Here is a 19511-nt window from a genome sequence, read left to right as displayed (position 1 = left end):
CCGGGCGGGCGGTGGGCAGGGCCCACCCTGTCAGGGGCGGTGCCGCCGGGCGTGGGCTCCCTCGACGGGTCCCGGGAAGAAGGTGCGGCGGCCGCCCCGACCACTGAACTGGCCGCCGCGCCCCTGACCTTACCCGCGGGTCACTTACGGGGCCATCATCTGCTCCCCGGCCGGGGTGAGGTGTGCGTCACGCCGTACCAGCGCCGCGTAGCGCCCCTCGGCGGCGAGCAGTTCGTCGTGGGTGCCGCGCTCGGCGATCCGGCCGGCGTCCAGCACCACGATCTGGTCGGCGTCGCGGACCGTGGAGAGGCGGTGGGCGATGGTGAGGGTGGTGCGGCCCGCGGACAGCTCGTCGATGGCCTGCTGTACGGCGTGTTCGGTGCGGGTGTCCAGGGCACTTGTCGCCTCGTCCAGGACGAGGACGGGCGGGTCGCGCAGGATGGTCCGGGCGATGGCGAGGCGCTGCTTCTCGCCGCCGGAGAAGCGGTAGCCCCGCTCGCCGACGAGGGTGTCGTAGCCGTCGGGGAGGGCGGCGATGTGGTCGTGGATCTGGGCGGCCCGGGCGGCGCGTTCGATCTCGTCGTCGGTGGCGTCCGGCTTGGCGAAGCGGAGGTTGTCGGCGACCGAGGCGTGGAAGAGGTAGGTCTCCTGGGAGACCACGCCGACCGCGCGGGAGAGGGTGTCGAAGTCGAGGTCGCGGACGTCGGAGCCGTCGAGGGTGACGCGGCCGCCGGTCACGTCGTAGAGCCGCGGGACGAGATAGCTCAGGGTGCTCTTGCCGCTGCCGGTCGGCCCGACGACGGCCAGGCTGCCGCCGGCGGGGACGGTCAGGTCGATGCCGTCGAGGGTCGGGGCGGCGTCGGGGTCATAGCGGAACGTGACGTTCTCGAAGCGGATTTCCCCCCGCGGGGCCGCGATCCGGACCGGCTCGGCGGGCTCGGTGATGGCCACCGGCAGATCGAGATATTCGAAGATGCGCTGGAAGAGCGCGAGCGAGGTCTGCATCTGCACGCCGGTGGAGAGCAGGGAGACGGTGGGCCGCAGCAGGCCCTGCTGGAGCGAGACGAAGGCGACCAGGGTGCCCAGGGAGAAGGCGGGGCCGCCGAGCTGGAGGACGAGTCCGGCCGACCAGTAGATCAGCGCGGGCATGGCGGCCATGACGATGCCGATGGTGGCCATCCGCCAGCGGCCCGCCATGTTGGCGCGGACCTCCAGATCGACCAGGCGCTCGGACTCCTCGGCGAAGCCCTGGGTGAGGGAGTCGGCGCGGCCCATGGTGCGGCCGAGGAGGATGCCGCTGACCGAGAGGGACTCGGTGACCATCGCGGACATCGCGGCCATCTGCTTCTGGCGCGTGGTGGTGATCTTCTTGCGTTCCCTGCCGACCCGGCGGCTGATCCAGACGAAGAGCGGAAGCAGCAGCAGGGAGACGACGGTCAGCCGCCAGTCGAGGGCGACCATGGCGCAGATGGTGGCGAGGACGGAGGTCAGGTTGGAGACCAGGGAGGTGGCGGTGGAGGTGACCGTCGCCTGCATCCCGCCGATGTCGTTGGCGATCCGGGACTGGACCTCGCCGGTGCGGGTGCGGGTGAAGAAGGCCAGCGGCATCCGCTGGAGCTTGGCGTAGACGGCGGTGCGCAGGTCGTGCATGACGCGCTGGCCGACGGTGGTCGACAGCAGGGTCTGCAGCACACCGAAGACGCTGGTGGTGACGGCCGTGGCGATCATGCCGAGTGCCAGCAGGCTCAGCAGTCCGGTGCGCCGGCCGGGGATGGCCACGTCCAGGATCTCCCTGAGGAGGAACGGGGAGGCCACCGACACCAGCGAGGAGGCGCCGACGAGCAGGCCGACGAGGGTCAGCCGGCCGCGGTAGGGGCGGAAGAGGGCGAGGATCCGCCGCAACGGCACCGGTTGGTCCGGGTCCTTGGGCGGTGGGGTCCACTGGGGATCGTCGCTGCGCATGGGCTCCTTCGGGAGGGGTGAGGGACAGGCCGTCCCAGACGGCCGGGAGGTAAGCGTCGTGGAGCTTAGCTCATTGTTACCTATACTCACAATGAGCCTGGTCCTGATATCCGCTATCCTCGCGGTATGCCCTCCCCCGAGCCGACGGTCAGCACCTCGAACCTCGCCGAACAGCTGGTACGGCTGACCCGCCGGATGCACCGCGCCCAGAAACACCATCTGGAGCACCTGGACATCGCCTTCACCCCGGCGCAGTCCCGGCTGCTGCGGATCGTCGATCACTACCGCGACACCCCGCCGCGGATGGCCGACCTCGCCGAGCGGCTGGAGGTCGTCCCGCGCGCGGTGACGACGCTGGTGGACGCGCTGGAGGCGAACGGCGCGGTGCGCCGGGTGCCCGATCCGGCCAACCGCCGGGTGGTACGTATCGAGCTGACCGACACCGGCCGGTCCACCCTGCGCGCATTGCGCAGCGCCCGGCGGGCCGCGGCGGAGGAGATCCTGGCCCCGCTGACCGCCGATCAGCGCGAGATCCTCGGCGGTCTGCTGTCCACCCTGGTGGACGGGCCGGGTGTGCCGCATTGAGCTGACGGGGAGTCAGCCGCAGGAGTGCCGCCTGCCTCTGCTGGAGCGTCTTCGCCTACGCCCGGCCGGACGGGGCCGGGCGCCCGAGCCCGTCCGGCCGATGAGAACCGCGCACTCAGCGCACCGGCAGCAACGCCACCGCCCGCTTCGCCGGGACGGTCAGCCGGACCTTCCCGTCGTCCCCGACGGTGACCGTGTGGCCGTAGCACGAGGAGGGTGTGGCGGCGACGACATCGCAGTACGTACCGCCGGGCAGCGACGTCGCGAAGGTCTGGTTCAGCTCGCCCGCGCCGTTGTTGAGCGCGACGAACCCCTTGCCGCCGCGGCCGAAGGCGATCGCGCCGCCCCCGTTGTCCCACCAGTCGGTCAGCGGGGCGGAGCCCACCGCGTTGCGGAACCCGACCATCCCGGTGATCTCCTGCTTGGCGTGCTCGCGGGTCCAGCCGCCGCTGCCGCTGGGCGGTCCGGCGTCCTTGTCGGACCACTCGTAGCCGGAGTAGACGTTCGGTGAGCCGTAGGGCGAGGCGAGCATGAAGACATTGGCGAGGGTGTAGGCCGCGCCGTCCTTGTAGGTGAGCGTCGAACCGTTGCGCTCGGTGTCCCAGTTGTCGACGAAGGTACGGGCCTGGTCGCCGCCGAGCTTGCCGTCCGCGACGGACTTGAGCCCGGCGAGGTTGCCACCCTGGAAGGCGCTCTTGAGGTGGCTGCCGTAACGGAATTCGTCCACGTCGCCGGTGCCGGTGTACTCCTCGGGCTGCACTGCCTCGCCGGCGCCGTAGATGACCTCCTGCACCCAGTAACCGGGGTCGCGCATCTTGCCCTTGATGGCGGCGAGGTCGGTGGCGGAGATGTGTTTGGCGGCGTCCACCCGGAAGCCGTCCACCCCCATCGACCGCAGGCCGTCGAGGTACGTGGCGATGGTGGTACGCACGTACTCGCTGCCGGTGTCGAGGTCGGCCAGGCCCACCAGTTCGCAGGTCTGGACGTCGGTGCGGTTGCCGTAGTCGGAGATGCTCTTGCGGCAGCCGTGGAAGTCCTGGTCCTGATAGAAGCCGGGGTAGCGGTACTTGGTGTACCGGGTGCCGCCGGTGCCCGTGCCGGACCCCGCGGCCATGTGGTTGATGACGGCGTCGGCCAGGACCTTGACGCCCGCGCCGTGGCAGGTGCGGACCATCGAGGCGAAGGCGTTCCGGTCGCCCAGCCGTCCGGCGATCTTGTAGCTGACGGGCTGGTACGAGGTCCACCACTGGTCGCCCTTGATGTGTTCGGTGGCGGGCGAGACCTCGACATAGCCGTAGCCGGCCGGACCGAGCTGGTCCGTACAGGCCTTGGCGACGTCCGCGTACTTCCACTCGAACAGCGTGGCGGTGACGGTCTTTTCGCCGGGCGGGGTGGCCTGGGAGGACCACGGCGCGAAGGTGGCGAGGCCGGCCGCGGCCAGCACGCCGGCCAGCGCCCCGCCCAGCACACGGGAACGTTGCTGCATCTTGCGGCTCCTTGGTCAGGGGGCGCGGCAGGGCACACCGCGCCCACGAGTGCAGCCACGCGCCGGGCCGCCCTGGGGGGATGGTGTACCGGAGCCTGCCGTTTGCCGTGTGGACACGTCAAGGCTTCCCGCAAGGCTTTTCAGGCCCTTGCGAAAGGAGCTGACGGTGCGGCATCCGACCGTGCGCGGAGGGGTCCTGCGGGGCGGCCGAGAATCCCAGCGTGCCGCGACAAGAGTCCACTCGGCCCTCTTGTGCCCCGGCCCACCGGCCGACAGGGTCCTGACCGAGGTTCACGTATGCCCCGGTACACCACCGCTCCCTGGAGGATCGATGAACGAGGCACCATCGCAGAACCACGACGACCCCAACGAGCCGGGCCCGAGCCGCCGTTCGGTCCTGTGGACCGCCGGCGCGGCGGGCGCCGGGCTGGGACTCGGCGGCCTGTCGTCCGGCCAGGCCATGGCGGCCGCGCCCGGGACGGCCGGCTCCGCCGCAGCACCCGAGGCCAAGGGCAAGACCATGATCGGGGTGCCGTTCGAGCGGCGCAGCACCGTACGCGTCGGCATCATCGGCCTCGGAAACCGCGGCGGCAGCATGATCGACCTCTTTCTCGCGATGCCGGGCGTGCAGGTCGTCGCGCTGTGCGACCCGGTGAAGGACAAGACCGCCAAGGCCGCCAAGAAGGTCACCGCCGCCGGGCAGCCCGCGCCCGCCGTCTACACCAACGGCGACCACGACTTCGAGAACCTCTGCGCGCGCGGTGACCTCGACTTCGTCTACGCGGCCACGCCCTGGGACTGGCACTTCGAGATGGCGCGCACGGCGCTGCGCAACGGCAAGCACGTGGGCGTGGAATGCCCCCTCGCCCTGCGGCTGAACCAGCTGTGGGAGCTGGTCGATCTCTCCGAGCGCACCCGCAGACACTGCATGCAGCTGGAGAACTGCTGTTACGGCAGAAATGAGCTGCGGGTGCTGCGGATGGCCCACGCGGGCCTGTTCGGTGAGCTGCTGCACGGCGCCGGTGCCTACATCCACGATCTGCGCGGCCTGATGTTCGACCCCAAGTACTACGAGGGGCCCTGGCGCCGGCTCTGGCACACCCGGCTGCGCGGCGACCTCTACCCCAATCACGGCTTCGGCCCGGTCGCCAACTACATGGACATCAATCGCGGCGACCGCGCGGTCCGCATCTCCAGCGTCGGCACCCCCGCCCTCGGCCTCGCCGCCTACCGCAAGGAGCACATGCCGGCGAACGACCCCAGCTGGAAGGAGTCGTACATCGAGAGCGACCGGACGATCAGCCTCGTCCAGACCGCCAAGGGGCGGGTGATCCGGCTGGAGCACGACGTCTCCACCCCGCACCCCTACAGCCGGATCAACAGCCTCGGCGGCACCAAGGGACTCTTCGAGGACTATCCCGAGCGGATCTATATCGAGCCGGACCAGAGCAACGACACGTGGGGCGACTTCGGCAAGTACACGGAGTGGGACCACTGGCTCTGGAAGGAGCACGCCAACCCGCCCGGCGGACACGGCGGCATGGACTACATGCTGGTCTTCCGGCTGATGCAGTGCATGCGGCTCGGCCTCGTACCGGACTTCGACGTCTATGACGCGGCGACCTGGACCGCGCCGGTACCGCTGAGCGACCTCTCGATCAAGGCGAAGGGCGCCCCGCAGGAGATCCCCGACTTCACCCGCGGACAGTGGAAGAAGGCCCGTCCGGGGATGGATTCGCAGAAGCCGGAGGAGTAGAGGCTCTGGAGTGCGGGCCCGGCGGAGGGTGGCTCCGCCGGGCCCCGGCGCCGGCCGGCGGATGCCGCGCCCAGCGCCGTCCTCCCGCCGGCCGCGCGTGCGGCGCCACGTACGCTCAGGCCGTCAGGTGCGCCTTGTCCCCCATGACCACCACCGGGTTCCGGGCCGGGTCGAGGGCTCGCAGCAGTGCCTGCATGGCGGGCTTCGGAACGCTGATACAGGCGGAGGTTCCGCTGCCGTGGTCCATGTGCAACCAGACCCCGCCCCCCTTGGCCTGCCCCTCCGGGCGGGTCGGGTCCAGCGGGGAGGTCCCCTTGACGCGGTTGTAGTTGATCGCGACGACATAGTCGAAGTCGTGGCGGGTGTTCTTGGACCAGTACGACGGCGGGGTGAACGCCGCGGAGTGCGTATAGGGCAGCTTGGCACCGGGGTCGGCGAGCACGCCGCCCGCGTCGGTCAGCGCGAACACTCCCACCGGGCTGCGCTTGTCCCCTTCATGATGGTTCGTCGTCCAGCCCCGCCGGCCGTTGTGTGCGGCCCACCGCCCTTTCTGGTCCCAGCCCTTGGCGCCCTTGTCGTAGAGGACGACGGTGGCATCGGCGGAGTTCACCCCCTCCCCGTAGACCGCGACGACCTGCCGGGAGCCGGCGGGGATCCGTGACCGCAGCGCGGCGCCGACCTCGGGGATGTTCTTGAGATGGGTGGTGGCCGACGCCCCGCGGGCCGGGCCGCCGGGGCGCTCGCCCTTGTCCGCGCCGTCGCCCTTGCCGTCACCCCGCTCGCCCCCGCCGCCGCCACAGCCCGTCAGAAGAACCAGCCCTGCCGCGGCCACCGCCGCCATCCGCCTCACACTGCCCGCTGTTCGCATGGCCACCATGCTCGCACCGCCGGGGCGGCGCACCTCCGGCACCCGCCCACCGGGCGCGGACCGCCACACGATTGTCCGAAACCCGGGGCCACAGCGGAAAAACCGTTTGAAATCAGACCTCCCGACCGGCCAACCTTCCAGAACCTCCGCCCGCGACACGACCGGCGCGGGGAGCACTCCGCCTGCCGGGAGGCCCGCCGCCATCGGCCCCACCACGACTTCGCCTGGGACATCATGCATATTCGCGACCTTCCGCATCCCGATCCGGGCGTCCCGGACGTCCGTACGGGCGGCGCCTTCCTCCGCTGGCTCTGCGCACAGCAACTCGGCGGACAGCTGTCGGCCCTCGCCTGGGGGCTGCTGAACGTCGGGGCCATCGCCGCCTCCCCGCTGCCGGTGGGCCTCGCCGTGCAGGCAGTGGTGGACCGCGACGGCCGCCGGCTCCTCCTGGCCGGCGGTCTGGTCCTGGTCCTGGGTCTGCTGATCGCGGTCGGCGGGGTGATGCTGCACCGCGCCGCCGTCACCAACTGGATCACCGCCGTCGCCCGGATGCAGCAACTGCTCGCCCGCAAAACCACGGAACTGGGCTCGGCCATGACCCGGCGGGTGGCGGCCGGCGAGATCGCCGCCGTCAGCACCGGCGACCTGGAGAAGATCGGCTGGTTCGTCGAAGCGCTCTCCCGGTTCGGCGCGGCGGCGCTGACCACCATCGGCGTCTGTGTCGCCCTCGCCTGCTACCAGCCGGCCCTGGGTGTGCTGGTCGCGCTGGGCGTGCCCGTACTGGCGCTGGCCGTACTGCCGTTGCTGCCGCCCGCCATCCGGCGCGCCGACGCCCAGCGCGACAAGGCCGGCCGGGCCACCGAGCTGGCCTCCGACACCGTCGCCGGACTGCGCGTACTGCGCGGCATCGGCGGTGAGGAGCTCTTCCTCGGCCGCTACCGCAGCGCCTCCCAGGAGGTACGCCGGGCCGCCGTCCGCAGCGCCCGGATGTGGTCGCTGATCGCGGCCGTCCAAGTGCTGCTGCCGGGCCTGCTGCTGCTCGCGGTGGTCTGGTACGGCGCCCGGCTCGCCCTCGACGGCACAATCGCCGTCGGCGATCTCGTCGCCCTCTACAGCGCGGTCACCTTTCTGCTCTTCCCGCTCCGGCACTTCGAAGAGATCGCGCAGGCCTATGCCTTCGCCAAGCCGTCGGCGAACCGTACGGCCCGCGTACTTGCCCAGCAGCGTCCGACCGGCGGACGGACCGGGGACCCAGCGGCGGCGCCCACCGGCGATCTGCACGACCCGGTCAGCGGTCTGACCGCACCTGCCGGTCGGCTGACCGCGGTGGTCTGCGGCGACCCCGACGCGGCGGGCCGGCTCGCCGAACACCTCGGCGGGCACCCGCCGTCGGCGGACGACGGCAACGGGCCCGGCTCTCCGCCGTCCGTCGTCCTCGGTGGCACCCCGCTGGACGAGCTGCCGCGCGAGGCCGCCCGCCGGGCCGTACTCGTCCAGGACAAGGACCCGATGCTGCTCTCCGGCACGCTCGGCGAGCTGCTCGACGTACCGGCCTCCGGGCGGGTGGGCGCGGCGGAGGCCCTGGCCGCGGCGCAGTGCGGCGATGTGCTGACCGCGCTGGCCCAGGCGTCCGTCGACGACTCGGGCGACCCGATGCGCACCCACATCACCGAGCGCGGCCGGTCCCTGTCCGGCGGGCAGCGACAGCGGCTGGCGCTGGCCAGATCGCTGGTCACCGACCCAGAGGTACTGGTGCTGGACGAGCCGACCAGCGCCGTCGACGCACACACCGAGGCCCGGATCGCCGAGGGTCTGCGGGACCTGCGGAGCGGACGCACGACGGTCGTCCTCACCTCCAGTCCGCTCCTGCTGGACCGGGCCGACCAGGTGGTGTTCCTCCAGGAGGGCAAGGTCGCCGCCCGAGCCACCCACCGCGAACTGCTGCTCCAGCACTCCGCCTATCGCGCGGTCGTCACCCGCGCACCGGACCCCGAGCCGGCGATGTCGGCCGGCCATCCCGAGCAAGAAGGGAGGACCGCATGATCGGCCTGGCGCCCCCGGAACACGATCCGGACGCCCCGCAGACCCTCACCACCCTGCCCGTCGGCTCACCGGCGACCGTACGCAGCTACGTCGCCGAACTGATCCGCCGTCACCGCAGGGCGTTCACCGTGCTGGTCGCCGTGAACGCGGCCGCGGTGACCGCCTCCATGGTGGGCCCGTATCTGCTCGGCGGAGTAGTGGAGAAGCTGTCCGCAGGCGACCGGAACCTCCCACTCGAAGGAACACTCGCGCTGTTCGCCCTCGCGCTGGCCGCCCAGACGGTGTTCGTCCGGATGGTCCGGCTGCGCGGGGCGATGCTCGGCGAGCTGATGCTGGCAGACCTGCGCGAGGACTTCCTCGTACGGTCCGTGGCGCTGCCGCCGGGCGTCCTGGAACGGGCCGGCACCGGCGATCTGCTGTCGCGGATCACCACCGATATCGACCGGCTCTCCAGCGCGATGCGTGAGGCGGTGCCGCAACTGGCCATCGGCGTGGTGTGGGTGGCGCTGCTGCTCGGCGGGATCACCGTGACCGCGCCGCCGCTCGCCCTGTCCGTCGTGGTCGCCCTGCCGCTGCTGATCGTCGGCTGCCGCTGGTACTTCAAGCGGGCACCGAGCGCCTATCGTTCGGAGGCGGCCGGCTACGCCGCGGTGTCCGCCGTGCTCACCGAGTCCGTGGACGCCGGGCGGACTGTCGAGGCCCACCGGCTGGGCGCCCGCCGCATCGCGCTCTCAGAGCGCCGGATCCAGGAATGGACCCGGTGGGAGCGCTACACACTCTTTCTGCGCTCGGTGCTCTTCCCGGTGGTCGACCTCACCCATGTGCTGCTGCTGGGCGCGGTATTGCTGCTGGGCGGGGCGTTCGTCATCGGCGGCTGGATCACTCCGGGGCAGCTGACGACGGGGGCGCTGCTGTCGCAGATGATGATCGAGCCGGTCGGCATGATTCTGCGGTGGTACGACGAACTGCAGGTGGCCCAGGTGTCCATCGCGCGGCTCGTCGGCGTCCGGGAGATCGAACCGGAGGCCCCGGATCCGGAGCAGTCCCCCGACGGCCGGGACGTACACGCCGACCGGGTCAGCTTCGGCTACCTCGCGGACGTGGAGGTGCTGCGCGAGGTCTCGTTGCAGATCCGTCCGGGGAGCCGGCTGGCGCTGGTGGGGCCGTCCGGCGCCGGCAAATCGACGCTGGGCCGGCTGCTGGCCGGTATCTACGGGCCGCGCACCGGCACCCTCACCCTCGGCGGGGCCGAACTCTCCGCGATGCCGGCCGAGCGGATCCGCGAGCAGGTGGCACTGGTCAACCAGGAACACCATGTCTTCGTGGGCTCATTGCGCGACAATCTCCGGCTGGCGCGGGCCACGGCGGGCGAGGCCGAACTGTGGGCCGCACTCGGTGCGGTGGACGCCGACGGCTGGGCACGAACCCTGGACAAGGGGCTGGACACCGAGGTCGGCTCCGGCGGCCATGCGCTGACCCCTGCCCAGGCACAGCAGATCGCGCTGGCCCGGCTGGTCCTCGCCGATCCGCACACCCTCGTCCTGGACGAGGCGACGTCCCTGCTCGACCCGCGGGCGGCCCGCCATCTGGAGCGTTCGCTGGGCAGGGTGCTGGACGGCCGTACGGTGGTGGCCATTGCGCACCGGCTGCACACCGCGCACGACGCCGATGTGATCGCGGTCGTCGAGGAGGGCCGGATCAGCGAACTGGGCAGCCATGACGAACTGGTCGCGGCGGAGGGCGCTTACGCGGCGCTTTGGCGGTCTTGGCATGGGTGAGGCGAGTGCGGGCGGCGGGGGCTTCCGGCCCCGCCGCCGCCTCTGCATCGGGGCCTCGGCTCTCGGCCGCCGCGGGCTGATGCGGGTGTGGGTGGCGGGGGCTCCTGCACCGCCCCCGTCTCCACATCGGCCCTCCGGCCGACGCAGCCGGGCACGTCAGATATAGCCGAGTGCGCCCAGTCCGCCGATGCCGCCCAGCAGCATGAACACCGGCATCAGCACCTTCAACTCCACCCAGCTGCCCGCCTTGAAGCGAATCGCCTGGGGCGGGCCGACGGGGTACCAGCGCTTCCGGCCTATCGGGATGGGCCACAGGACGGGGCAGCCCGAGACCGTCAGGGCGTCACCGATGTCATGGACCAGCGCCCCCAGGACGACTGGCAGGCCCAGCCAGAGGTACTGCTGTCCCGGCTCGGTGAACAGCCAACTCGCGCCGTTGCCCGGCTGGTCGAGTATGCCGCCCAGAATCCAGGCCGCGGCGGCGCCCAGCAGCCACACCAGCACATCGCTGGAGACCCGCGCCGCCCGCCACAGCAGCCCCTCGATGGCGAGCACCATATGGACGAAGAGGATGCCGAGCACCGCCCAGCGGCCGCCCTTCATCGCCAGCAGCGACATCCCGCCGCCGACCAGCACGGCCCACAACCAGGTGTGGGTGAGCGTGCGATGCCCGCCGTTGCGGTTCGAATCACCGCGCATCTTGGTCGCCTTGTAGACGGCATGCGAGAGGGCGTCGACCACTTCGCACAGAATCCGCGAGAGCGGACCGAAGGCCCGCGAGATGGTCGCGGACTTGTGGTCGAGGTCCGGGGCCAGCGCCGCTCCGGCACAGATCAGCGCTCCGCAGACGAGCACCGGCCAGGGCATCGGATACCCGGCGGCAGCGGCCCCCGCACCCACCCCCAGCCAGGCCGCGGCCCCGGACAGCGAGTGCGCCGGTCCCATCATGATGTGCTCCCACCCTCTTCTCTTGCGCGTCTTCTCCAGCGCGCCCCATGTGCCTCGCGCACCCCTGAGCTGTGCCCCTGACGCCCGTTCGGCGACTCAGCGTAGCGTCAGATGATCTCCCTGAGCGGTGGGGGTGGGGCGTCATGTTGCAGCGTGAGGGGACGAGAGGGAGGGCGGGCTCGGCCAGGAGCTGGTTCTGATCCAGGTTCAGAACGGGGGCGCCGCCTGCCCTGCCCTCGGTGCAGGTAATTCTGGCATTTTGCCTGCCTGCACATAGGCGTAACTTCCTGACGCGTCGACCAAGCGTTTCAAGTTCGAGCCGGAACCGGAATGTCACTCGACAGATTTGCACAGGGCGGCTGCCAAAAATGATCAACACCATCCGCGCAAGAAATGGAGGAAGTTAAAGGCACGTTAGCCAATGGGGACCGGTAGCGGTCGCCACAGAAGTCGCGACGCCGGCACTGGCAATCCCGGCAACCGGTGCCACAAGCACGCGGAGCACCAAGTACGCAGAGCACCAAGGCCGCCAGCATCGCGGCCATCAAGTGCACGATTGAGTATAAGAACTTCAAGATCTAACGGATGGCCAGCCCGGAAACCGGATCCGGGATACCCTGAGTCCGGCTTCCGGGATGCTCATCGAAAACGAGGGGGCGGGATGTGGTCAGGCAGGCACGACAGCTACTTCGAAGAAACCGGACGGATGATCGCCGAGCAGTTACAGCGAAGCCGTTCCAGGCAGCGCGCCAACGCCGTCAAGTACGGCAGAGAACAAGCGGAACAGAGCCGCAAGATCTCCCATGAAGCCGCGGCCGCAGAAGTGGAACGTCTCGCAGTTCTCGGGCAGATCCCACAGGCCGAATACAAGGCCCGCGTGGCCGCTTTGGAAGAAGACGCCGAAGCAGGAACCGGACAGTAGAGGCGAACGAACCCCGGGCTCACATCCGACGATGCCGACGACCTCCCGCCATCGCCCGTGCTCTCCCACCCCGTGCTGCTCCCGGTCTCACTCCGGCCGCCGACGCCGGCCAGTCGGCGTTCGCGCCCGGCTCACCCGTCACTGGGACACCTCAGTGAGTGGGTCCGGGAGCGGTGGGACGATCCTCGCCCCGGAGGGTCCGCGACAACGCCCTCAGAGCCCGGCCGCCAGTGCGCTGGGCGCCACAGAATGACCTCGGTCCCTCTAGAACGGCTCCCCGGCGTCGCGACTTCTCCGGGTTTCGACCACTCGGCGTCACGGCCTCTCGGCTCCCCCGCCCCGCCCCCTCCCTCCCCTCCCCCTCCACCTCCGTCCACCTCTCGCCTCTCCCTCCCTCCCCCTCCGCCTCCGTCCACCTCTCGTCCTCTCCCCCCTCCCCCCTCCCCCCGCCCCCCTGCCCCTGTTCCCCTCTCCCCGCCCTACCGAGGCGGATGTCGATCAGCGCGGATGCCCATCGGCGTGGGTGGACGTTGATCAAGGTGGGTGCCTTCCCCGCCGGCAATGCGCGTCGCTTACGGTGCGTGATGTCCACCACGTGCCGAGCGGCTGTGGCACAGCAGGCAGCCGTCGATAGCGACGATGCGTCCACGCCCTGGTACGGAAAGTGAAGACACCTAGCCGCACCATCCTGTGGCCTGAGCTGTGGAAGCGGACTTTTGTGCAGCTCAGGGGTGCCGTAGGGACGTATCGGGGCGATGCCGGGGCCTGAGTCGCGCGGTTCCGGGGCCGGTGGACCCGTCGGGCTCCGGGGCCGACGGGCTTCGGTTGATCTCGCTGTGAGCCGCCGGTTCCCTGATCTGGGCCGAAGGCAGGCAGTATGGGGGCGTGACCCTCATCGATCATCTGCCGAACGACGCCGACCCCGATGCCCTCTTCGAAGCCTTTTCGGGCTGGGCCGAGCAGCAGGGCATCTCGCTCTACCCTGCCCAGGAGGAGGCGCTGATCGAGGTGGTCTCGGGGGCGAACGTCATCCTGTCCACCCCCACCGGCTCCGGTAAGAGCCTGGTGGCGGCCGGTGCGCACTTCACCGCCCTCGCCAACGATCAGGTCACCTTCTACACCGCGCCCATCAAGGCGCTGGTCTCGGAGAAGTTCTTCGATCTGTGCAAGCTGTTCGGTACCGAGAACGTCGGCATGCTCACCGGCGATGCCTCGGTCAACGCCGACGCACCGGTGATCTGCTGCACGGCCGAGGTTCTCGCCTCGATAGCGCTGCGGGACGGCAAGGACGCGGACATCGGCCAGGTCGTGATGGACGAGTTCCATTTCTATGCCGAGCCGGACCGCGGCTGGGCCTGGCAGATTCCGCTGCTCGAACTGCCGCAGGCGCAGTTCATCCTGATGTCGGCGACGCTCGGCGACATGTCGCGCTTCGAAGCGGATCTGACCCGGCGCACGGGGAAGCCGACGTCGCTGGTGCGCTCGGCGACGCGGCCGGTGCCGCTGTCGTACGAGTACCGCACGACGGCGATGACCGAGACGCTCACCGAGCTGCTGGAGACCCGCCAGTCCCCCGTCTACATCGTGCACTTCACTCAGGCCGCCGCCGTGGAGCGGGCCCAGGCACTGATGAGCATCAATATGTGTACGCGTGCCGAGAAGGACGAAATCGCGCAGCTCATCGGGAACTTCCGGTTCACCACGAAGTTCGGCCGGAACCTGTCGCGGTACGTCCGCCACGGCATCGGCGTGCACCACGCGGGGATGCTGCCGAAGTATCGCCGACTCGTCGAAAAGCTCGCGCAGGCGGGCCTGTTGAAGGTCATCTGCGGTACGGACACCCTCGGGGTGGGCGTCAATGTCCCCATCCGTACGGTGCTGTTCACCGCGCTGACGAAGTACGACGGGTCGCGGGTGCGGACGCTGCGGGCGCGGGAGTTCCATCAGATCGCGGGCCGCGCCGGGCGGGCCGGTTTCGACACCGCGGGCTTCGTGGTCGCGCAGGCTCCCGAGCATGTCGTGGAGAACGAGAAGGCGCTGGCCAAGGCGGGCGACGACCCCAAGAAGCGCCGCAAGGTGGTGCGCAAGAAGGCACCGGAGGGCTTCGTCAACTGGGGTGAGAACACCTTTGAGAAGCTGATCGCGTCCGATCCGGAGCCGCTCACCTCGCGCTTCCGGGTGACGCACGCGATGCTGCTGTCCGTGATCGCGCGTCCGGGCAATGCGTTCGACGCGATGCGCAAGCTCCTTGAGGACAACCACGAGCCGCGCAAGAACCAGCTCCGGCACATCCGGCGGGCCATCGCGATCTACCGCTCGCTGCTGGACGGCGGGATCGTGGAGCGGCTGACGAAGCCGGACGCGGAGGGCCGGATCGTCCGGCTGACCGTGGATCTTCAGCAGGACTTCGCGCTCAACCAGCCGCTGTCGACCTTCGCGCTCGCCGCGTTCGACCTGCTCGACCCCGAGTCGCCGTCCTACGCGCTGGACATGGTCTCGGTCGTGGAGTCCACGCTGGACGATCCGCGGCAGATCCTGGCCGCGCAGCAGAACAAGGCCCGCGGCGAGGCGGTCGCCCAGATGAAGGCCGACGGCGTCGAGTACGAAGAGCGCATGGAACGGCTCATGGACGTGGAGTACCCCAAGCCGCTGGAGGAGCTGCTCTTCCACGCCTACGGGCTCTACCGCAAGAGCCACCCGTGGGTCGGCGACCACCCGCTGTCGCCGAAGTCGGTCATCCGCGATATGTACGAACGCGCCATGACCTTCACGGAGTTCACGTCCTTCTACGAGCTGGCGCGCACCGAGGGGATCGTCCTGCGCTACCTGGCGAGTGCCTTCAAGGCGCTGGACCACACCGTGCCGGACGATCTGAAGTCCGAGGATTTCGAGGACATCATCGCCTGGCTGGGCGAGATGGTGCGGCAGGTCGACTCCAGTCTGCTGGACGAGTGGGAGCAGCTCGCCAACCCCGAGGTGGAGACGGCGGACCAAGCCGCGGAGCGGGCGGATCAGGTCCGGCCGGTCACTGCCAACGCGCGGGCGTTCCGGGTGCTGGTGCGCAATGCGCTGTTCCGGCGGGTGGAGCTGGCGGCGCTGGACAAGGTCGAGGAGCTCGGCGAGATGGATGCCGATTCCGGCTGGGACGCGGACGCCTGGGGCGAGGCGATGGACGCCTACTGGGATGAGTACGACGAGCTGGGCACCGGTCCGGATGCACGTGGTCCCAAGCTCCTGCAGATCCAGGAGGATGCCGAGCACGGGCTGTGGAAGGTACGGCAGACTTTCGCCGACCCGAACGGTGATCACGACTGGGGTATCTCGGCGGAGGTCGATCTGGCCGCCTCCGACGAGGAAGGACGCGCGGTGGTGCGGGTCACGGATGTGGGTCAGTTGTGAGGCGACGGCTTCGACCGAGGCCGCCGAAGGATGCGACGGAGGGCCTCCGGTCATGAGCAATCCCGCTGACAGGCTGGTCGATCTGCTGGATCTCGAACAGATCGAGGTGAACATCTTCCGCGGCCGCAGCCCGCAGGAATCACTGCAGCGGGTCTTCGGCGGGCAGGTCGCGGGGCAGGCGCTGGTGGCTGCCGGGCGGACCACGGAAGGTGACCGCCCGGTCCACTCACTCCATGCGTACTTTCTGCGGCCGGGCCGGCCTGGGGTGCCGATCGTGTACCAGGTCGAGCGGGTGCGCGACGGGCGGTCCTTCACCACCCGCCGGGTCGTCGCCGTCCAGCAGGGACGCACGATCTTCAATCTGACCGCCTCCTTTCACAAGCCGGAGCCCGGCTTCGATCACCAGTTGCCGCTGCGCCGGGCGGTGCCCGACCCGGAAGATCTGCCCACGGTTGCGGAAGAGGTCCGCGAGCATCTGCGTGAACTGCCCGAGTCCCTGGAGCGGATGGCGCGCCGGATGCCGTTCGAGATCCGGTATGTCGACCGGCTGCGGTGGACCCCGGAGGAGATCCAGGGCGCCGAGCCGCGCAGCGCGGTGTGGATGCGTGCGGTCGGGCCGCTGGGCGACGATCCGCTCGTGCACACCTGCGCGCTGACCTACGCCAGCGATATGACGCTGCTGGACGCGGTCCGCATCCCGATCGAGCCGCTCTGGGGGCCGCGCGGGTTCGACATGGCCTCGCTCGACCATGCGATGTGGTTCCACCGGCCGTTCCGTGCGGACGAGTGGTTCCTCTACGACCAGGAGTCGCCGATCGCCACCGGCGGCCGTGGTCTGGCCCGCGGACGGATCTACGACCGGGAAGGCAGGATGCTGGTCTCGGTCGTCCAGGAGGGGTTGTTCAGGAAGCTCGGCGGCTGACCCGGGCGGGTGGTGGAGGCGGTGGCGGCCGGGGTCCGCAGCCGTCCCGGGTCTTCCCGGCGTGCTCGCTCCAGGCTTCGGGAGAGGTTGACGCGGTACCACAGCACCTCGTCGAACTCCTCCGCCGTCACGACCCGTTCAAAGGATTCCCGGGCGGCGGGGGTCACCGTGATCACGGATGCCAGGGTGGGCCGGAGCCGGCGCAGCAGGGACCGCTCCAGCGGATCCTCGGCCACCGAGGCCAGCTCCTCCGGCGGCAGCACCGCGGCGATCACCGCAGCCGACTCCCAGGGGTCATCGGTCTGCCCCATGAGCTGGGCGACCCGGCGGTTGCGCCACTGGCGGGCCCGCCAGTCCTGTCCGCTGTCGAGCATCACCCGCATCGCCGCCGGTGTGTTGCCCCGCATGAGTGCGGGTTCCCGCGCGGCGAAGCCGGTGACCTCGGACGCGAGATAGAGCCAGACCACCGCGCCGTAGCGGTTCACATAGAACCGGACGGGGCCGAAGCAGCCCGCCCGGGTCAGGCGCAGCACCCGGCCGGGCCCGACGCCCATCAGCGCGGCCGCCTCGGTCGTGCTGACCGCGCGGATCCGGTCGCGGAGGGCTTCCGGAAAGCCCGGCTCGGCCTGGAGCCGGGCGATCTCCTCCGCCGGGACTCGGCGCCGACCGAGCGAGCCGGCCCCTCCCGGCCGGTCATCGCGCCCGGCCGGGACCGTCCGCACTTCTCCGAGCTGGAGGGCGAGCTCGAACTCGCCGGTCCTCAGCTCCAGTTCGCGGGCCGCCCGCCCCGTCGTGAGCGTCTGCTGCCCGTCGCACATCACTGTCATGGCGCTTCCCCCGCACCTCGTTCGATCACTGACAGTGACGACCATAGCCGCAGGCGATGACAGTGGGTCAACCCCCACCTCAGATCTGTGGATAACTCTCCGGCTGGCGGACCGCGACGCCCAGATGCTCCCCGACGCGATTGACCAACAGCGTCATTTCGTAGGCGATCTGCCCCATGTCGGCCTCGGCGCCCGCCAGCACGCACAGCGCGCTGCCGTCGCCCGCCGCCGTCACGAACAGCACCCCGTCGTCGAACTCCACCATCGTCTGGCGCACCCGGCCGATGCCGAAGTGGAGCCCCGATCCCTTCGCCAGGCTGTGCAGTCCCGAGGCGACCGCCGCGAGATGCTCGGCGTCCTCCCGCGCCAGTTGCTCGCTCGCCCCGGTCACCAGCCCGTCGTTGGAGAGCACCAACGCGTGCCGTACCTTCTCCACCCGCTTGGTCAGGTCGTCCAGCAGCCAGTCGAGTCCGCTGCTCAATGCCATTGCCGCTTCCTCCCCGTGTCCTCACCGCACTTCCGGCCGGACGGCAGCCCCCGGTCCGTCCGCGGACTGCCGTGCCAGCCTGTCCCACCTCCGCCGTCTCGGCAAGCGGCCCACAGCCGGCGTGCCACGCGACGCGTGTCCGCGCCCCATGGATGAGGATGTCCGCATGGCACACAAGATGACGAAGGACGAGTGGCAGAGGTTCCTTTCCGAGGGGACCCGTACCGGCAAGCTGGCGACGGTACGGGCCGACGGCAGCCCGCACGTCGCGCCGGTGTGGTTCCTCATGGACGGTGACGAGTTGGTGTTCAACACCGGTGAGGACACGGTCAAGGGCCGCAATCTCGCCCGTGACGGCCGGGTGGCGCTCTGCGTCGACGACGACAGGCCGCCGTTTTCCTTCGCGGTCGTCCACGGGACGGCAGCGACCAGCAGCGAGCCGGCGGACCTGCGCCACTGGGCGACGCGGATCGCGGCCCGTTACATGGGCGAAGACCGTGCGGAGGAGTACGGCGCACGCAACGGCGTGCCGGGCGAGCTGGTGGTGCGGGTCAGGATCGACAAGGTCATCGCGATGGCGGCACTGACCGACTGAGGGTGCGGGTGGCGCGGGCCGTCCGGCGTCCGCGCCGTACCCGGCCCCCGGCGCCGGTCACCCCACCGGGTCCAGGACCCGGTCGGAGCGCCACCGCCCCGCGTGCTCGACGAGCCGGACCAGCACTTCCTTGCCGGAATCGCGATCCCGTGCGTCGCAGAGCACGACCGGGATGCCACGGTCCAGGTCCAGGGCGCGGGAGACCTCGTCGGCGCCGTAGGAATGCGACTGTGCAAAGCAGTTGACGGCGACCAGGAACGGGATCGAGCGGCGCTCGAAGTAGTCGACCGCCGGAAAGCAGTCCTGCAGCCGCCGGGTGTCGGCCAGCACCACGGCGCCCAGCGCGCCCTCCGACAGGTCGTCCCACAGGAAGCAGAAGCGGTCCTGTCCCGGGGTGCCGAAGAGGTAGAGGGACAGGCCCTGCCGGATGGTGATGCGGCCGAAGTCCATCGCCACGGTGGTGCTGTCCTTGAGGTCCACTCCCCCGGTGTCGTCCACGGTCTCGCCCGCCTCGGTGAGGCGTTCCTCCGTGCGCAGCGGGTGGATTTCGCTGACCGACCCCACCAGGGTCGTCTTGCCGGCGCCGAAGCCGCCCGCGACTAAGACTTTCAGGGTCAACTCGGGGTCGGGGCCCGGGGCTGCGGCCTCCGGGGCCCCTTGTGCGCCGTTCATCGGCCGTCTCCTCCAGGTGCAAGGGTCCTGCGCGTCACGGGGTATACGGATCCACGGCTCGGCGAGAGGAGCCTTCGGCGGCAGAGCGCCGTCCGAAATCCATGGCGAGGACCGTACCGCCCGATGACCGTGATGTCCGCGGATTCACCAAAGCCACCACGTCTTCCGATCAAGACACGCAACGGCCCCGGTTTTCGTGATAGCCGGCCGCCGCAGCGCACCACCAGGGGCCACAGGTCGCCGGCCGCGCCCGTGGTTCGC

General features: G+C 70.3%; 15 protein-coding genes. 8 read left to right on the top strand and 7 right to left on the bottom strand.

The window, feature by feature from the left end; translation table 11 throughout:
* Positions 1–144: 144 nt before the first annotated feature.
* Entirely contained in the window at positions 145–1962 is a 1818-nt protein-coding gene (locus BKA18_RS32285) for an ABC transporter ATP-binding protein (RefSeq protein ID WP_366046299.1), read from the bottom strand.
* Between the two features lie 126 nt (positions 1963–2088).
* On the opposite strand from BKA18_RS32285, the gene BKA18_RS32280 reads away from it, so the two are divergent.
* Complete coding sequence (locus BKA18_RS32280; RefSeq protein WP_006601871.1) at positions 2089–2547, top strand: MarR family winged helix-turn-helix transcriptional regulator; 459 nt, start codon at positions 2089–2091, stop codon at positions 2545–2547.
* A gap of 115 nt (positions 2548–2662) precedes the next feature.
* On the opposite strand, the gene BKA18_RS32275 is transcribed toward BKA18_RS32280, so the two are convergent.
* Positions 2663–4033, bottom strand: coding sequence for an alpha-amylase (locus BKA18_RS32275; RefSeq protein WP_366046298.1), 1371 nt, complete (start codon positions 4031–4033; stop codon positions 2663–2665).
* A 331-nt stretch (positions 4034–4364) separates the two neighbouring features.
* Here BKA18_RS32275 and BKA18_RS32270 point away from each other — a divergent pair, with 331 nt between their 5' ends.
* Entirely contained in the window at positions 4365–5789 is a 1425-nt protein-coding gene (locus BKA18_RS32270; protein ID WP_366046297.1) for a Gfo/Idh/MocA family protein, read from the top strand.
* 115 nt (positions 5790–5904) lie between these two features.
* Here the strand turns inward: BKA18_RS32270 and BKA18_RS32265 are convergent, their stop codons facing one another.
* On the bottom strand, positions 5905–6657 hold the full coding sequence (locus BKA18_RS32265) for a hypothetical protein (protein WP_366046296.1): 753 nt from the start codon (positions 6655–6657) through the stop codon (positions 5905–5907).
* 234 nt (positions 6658–6891) lie between these two features.
* Here BKA18_RS32265 and BKA18_RS32260 point away from each other — a divergent pair, with 234 nt between their 5' ends.
* Both BKA18_RS32260 and BKA18_RS32255 read left to right on the top strand, forming a co-directional pair.
* Entirely contained in the window at positions 6892–8700 is a 1809-nt protein-coding gene (locus BKA18_RS32260) for an ABC transporter transmembrane domain-containing protein (protein WP_366046295.1), read from the top strand.
* Complete coding sequence (locus BKA18_RS32255) at positions 8697–10478, top strand: ABC transporter ATP-binding protein (protein WP_366046294.1); 1782 nt, start codon at positions 8697–8699, stop codon at positions 10476–10478. The genes BKA18_RS32260 and BKA18_RS32255 overlap by 4 nt, the downstream gene beginning before the upstream one ends.
* Positions 10479–10634: 156 nt before the next feature.
* Here BKA18_RS32255 and BKA18_RS32250 read toward each other — a convergent pair whose 3' ends face one another.
* A complete protein-coding gene (locus BKA18_RS32250) occupies positions 10635–11426 on the bottom strand; it encodes a metal-dependent hydrolase (protein WP_006601878.1) in 792 nt (263 codons plus the stop codon).
* A gap of 706 nt (positions 11427–12132) precedes the next feature.
* Between BKA18_RS32250 and BKA18_RS32245 the strand changes: the two genes are divergently transcribed.
* The 3 genes from BKA18_RS32245 to BKA18_RS32235 all read left to right on the top strand — a co-directional run bounded on the left by BKA18_RS32245 (position 12133) and on the right by BKA18_RS32235 (position 16669).
* Positions 12133–12348 carry a hypothetical protein gene (locus BKA18_RS32245; protein WP_366046293.1) on the top strand — a complete coding sequence of 72 codons (216 nt, stop codon included), beginning with the start codon at positions 12133–12135 and terminating at the stop codon, positions 12346–12348.
* An 885-nt stretch (positions 12349–13233) separates the two neighbouring features.
* Positions 13234–15747, top strand: a complete 2514-nt coding sequence (locus BKA18_RS32240; protein WP_366046292.1) for a DEAD/DEAH box helicase — start codon at positions 13234–13236, stop codon at positions 15745–15747.
* Positions 15748–15799: 52 nt separating this feature from the next.
* On the top strand, positions 15800–16669 hold the full coding sequence (locus BKA18_RS32235) for an acyl-CoA thioesterase (RefSeq protein WP_366046291.1): 870 nt from the start codon (positions 15800–15802) through the stop codon (positions 16667–16669).
* Here the strand turns inward: BKA18_RS32235 and BKA18_RS32230 are convergent.
* Positions 16600–17496 (bottom strand): DUF6397 family protein, encoded by an 897-nt coding sequence (locus BKA18_RS32230; RefSeq protein ID WP_366046290.1) that lies wholly within the window; start codon positions 17494–17496, stop codon positions 16600–16602. The genes BKA18_RS32235 and BKA18_RS32230 overlap by 70 nt on opposite strands.
* A 79-nt stretch (positions 17497–17575) precedes the next feature.
* On the bottom strand, positions 17576–17983 hold the full coding sequence (locus BKA18_RS32225; RefSeq protein WP_006601883.1) for a roadblock/LC7 domain-containing protein: 408 nt from the start codon (positions 17981–17983) through the stop codon (positions 17576–17578).
* Between the two features lie 166 nt (positions 17984–18149).
* Here BKA18_RS32225 and BKA18_RS32220 point away from each other — a divergent pair, with 166 nt between their 5' ends.
* A complete protein-coding gene (locus BKA18_RS32220) occupies positions 18150–18578 on the top strand; it encodes a PPOX class F420-dependent oxidoreductase (RefSeq protein WP_366046289.1) in 429 nt (142 codons plus the stop codon).
* A gap of 57 nt (positions 18579–18635) precedes the next feature.
* On the opposite strand, the gene BKA18_RS32215 is transcribed toward BKA18_RS32220, so the two are convergent.
* Entirely contained in the window at positions 18636–19250 is a 615-nt protein-coding gene (locus tag BKA18_RS32215) for a GTP-binding protein (RefSeq protein ID WP_366046288.1), read from the bottom strand.
* Positions 19251–19511 lie beyond the last annotated feature (261 nt).

The organism is Streptomyces auratus, assembly GCF_050433025.1.
Taxonomy (GTDB): domain Bacteria; phylum Actinomycetota; class Actinomycetes; order Streptomycetales; family Streptomycetaceae; genus Streptomyces; species Streptomyces sioyaensis.
Note: the sequence above shows the minus strand (reverse complement) of the source record. Positions and strands in the feature narration are given on the sequence as shown.

What these genes read in the sequence shown, in the direction of transcription:
- BKA18_RS32285 (WP_366046299.1), bottom strand. Translation starts at nt 1,962, where the DNA reads ATGCGCAGCGACGATCCCCAGTGGACCCCACCGCCCAAGGACCCGGAC.
- BKA18_RS32235 (WP_366046291.1), top strand. Translation starts at nt 15,800, where the DNA reads ATGAGCAATCCCGCTGACAGGCTGGTCGATCTGCTGGATCTCGAACAG.
- BKA18_RS32280 (WP_006601871.1), top strand. Translation starts at nt 2,089, where the DNA reads ATGCCCTCCCCCGAGCCGACGGTCAGCACCTCGAACCTCGCCGAACAG.
- BKA18_RS32215 (WP_366046288.1), bottom strand. Translation starts at nt 19,250, where the DNA reads ATGAACGGCGCACAAGGGGCCCCGGAGGCCGCAGCCCCGGGCCCCGAC.
- BKA18_RS32250 (WP_006601878.1), bottom strand. Translation starts at nt 11,426, where the DNA reads ATGATGGGACCGGCGCACTCGCTGTCCGGGGCCGCGGCCTGGCTGGGG.
- BKA18_RS32265 (WP_366046296.1), bottom strand. Translation starts at nt 6,657, where the DNA reads ATGCGAACAGCGGGCAGTGTGAGGCGGATGGCGGCGGTGGCCGCGGCA.
- BKA18_RS32270 (WP_366046297.1), top strand. Translation starts at nt 4,365, where the DNA reads ATGAACGAGGCACCATCGCAGAACCACGACGACCCCAACGAGCCGGGC.
- BKA18_RS32220 (WP_366046289.1), top strand. Translation starts at nt 18,150, where the DNA reads ATGGCACACAAGATGACGAAGGACGAGTGGCAGAGGTTCCTTTCCGAG.
- BKA18_RS32275 (WP_366046298.1), bottom strand. Translation starts at nt 4,033, where the DNA reads ATGCAGCAACGTTCCCGTGTGCTGGGCGGGGCGCTGGCCGGCGTGCTG.
- BKA18_RS32225 (WP_006601883.1), bottom strand. Translation starts at nt 17,983, where the DNA reads ATGGCATTGAGCAGCGGACTCGACTGGCTGCTGGACGACCTGACCAAG.
- BKA18_RS32245 (WP_366046293.1), top strand. Translation starts at nt 12,133, where the DNA reads ATGATCGCCGAGCAGTTACAGCGAAGCCGTTCCAGGCAGCGCGCCAAC.
- BKA18_RS32255 (WP_366046294.1), top strand. Translation starts at nt 8,697, where the DNA reads ATGATCGGCCTGGCGCCCCCGGAACACGATCCGGACGCCCCGCAGACC.
- BKA18_RS32230 (WP_366046290.1), bottom strand. Translation starts at nt 17,496, where the DNA reads ATGACAGTGATGTGCGACGGGCAGCAGACGCTCACGACGGGGCGGGCG.
- BKA18_RS32260 (WP_366046295.1), top strand. Translation starts at nt 6,892, where the DNA reads ATGCATATTCGCGACCTTCCGCATCCCGATCCGGGCGTCCCGGACGTC.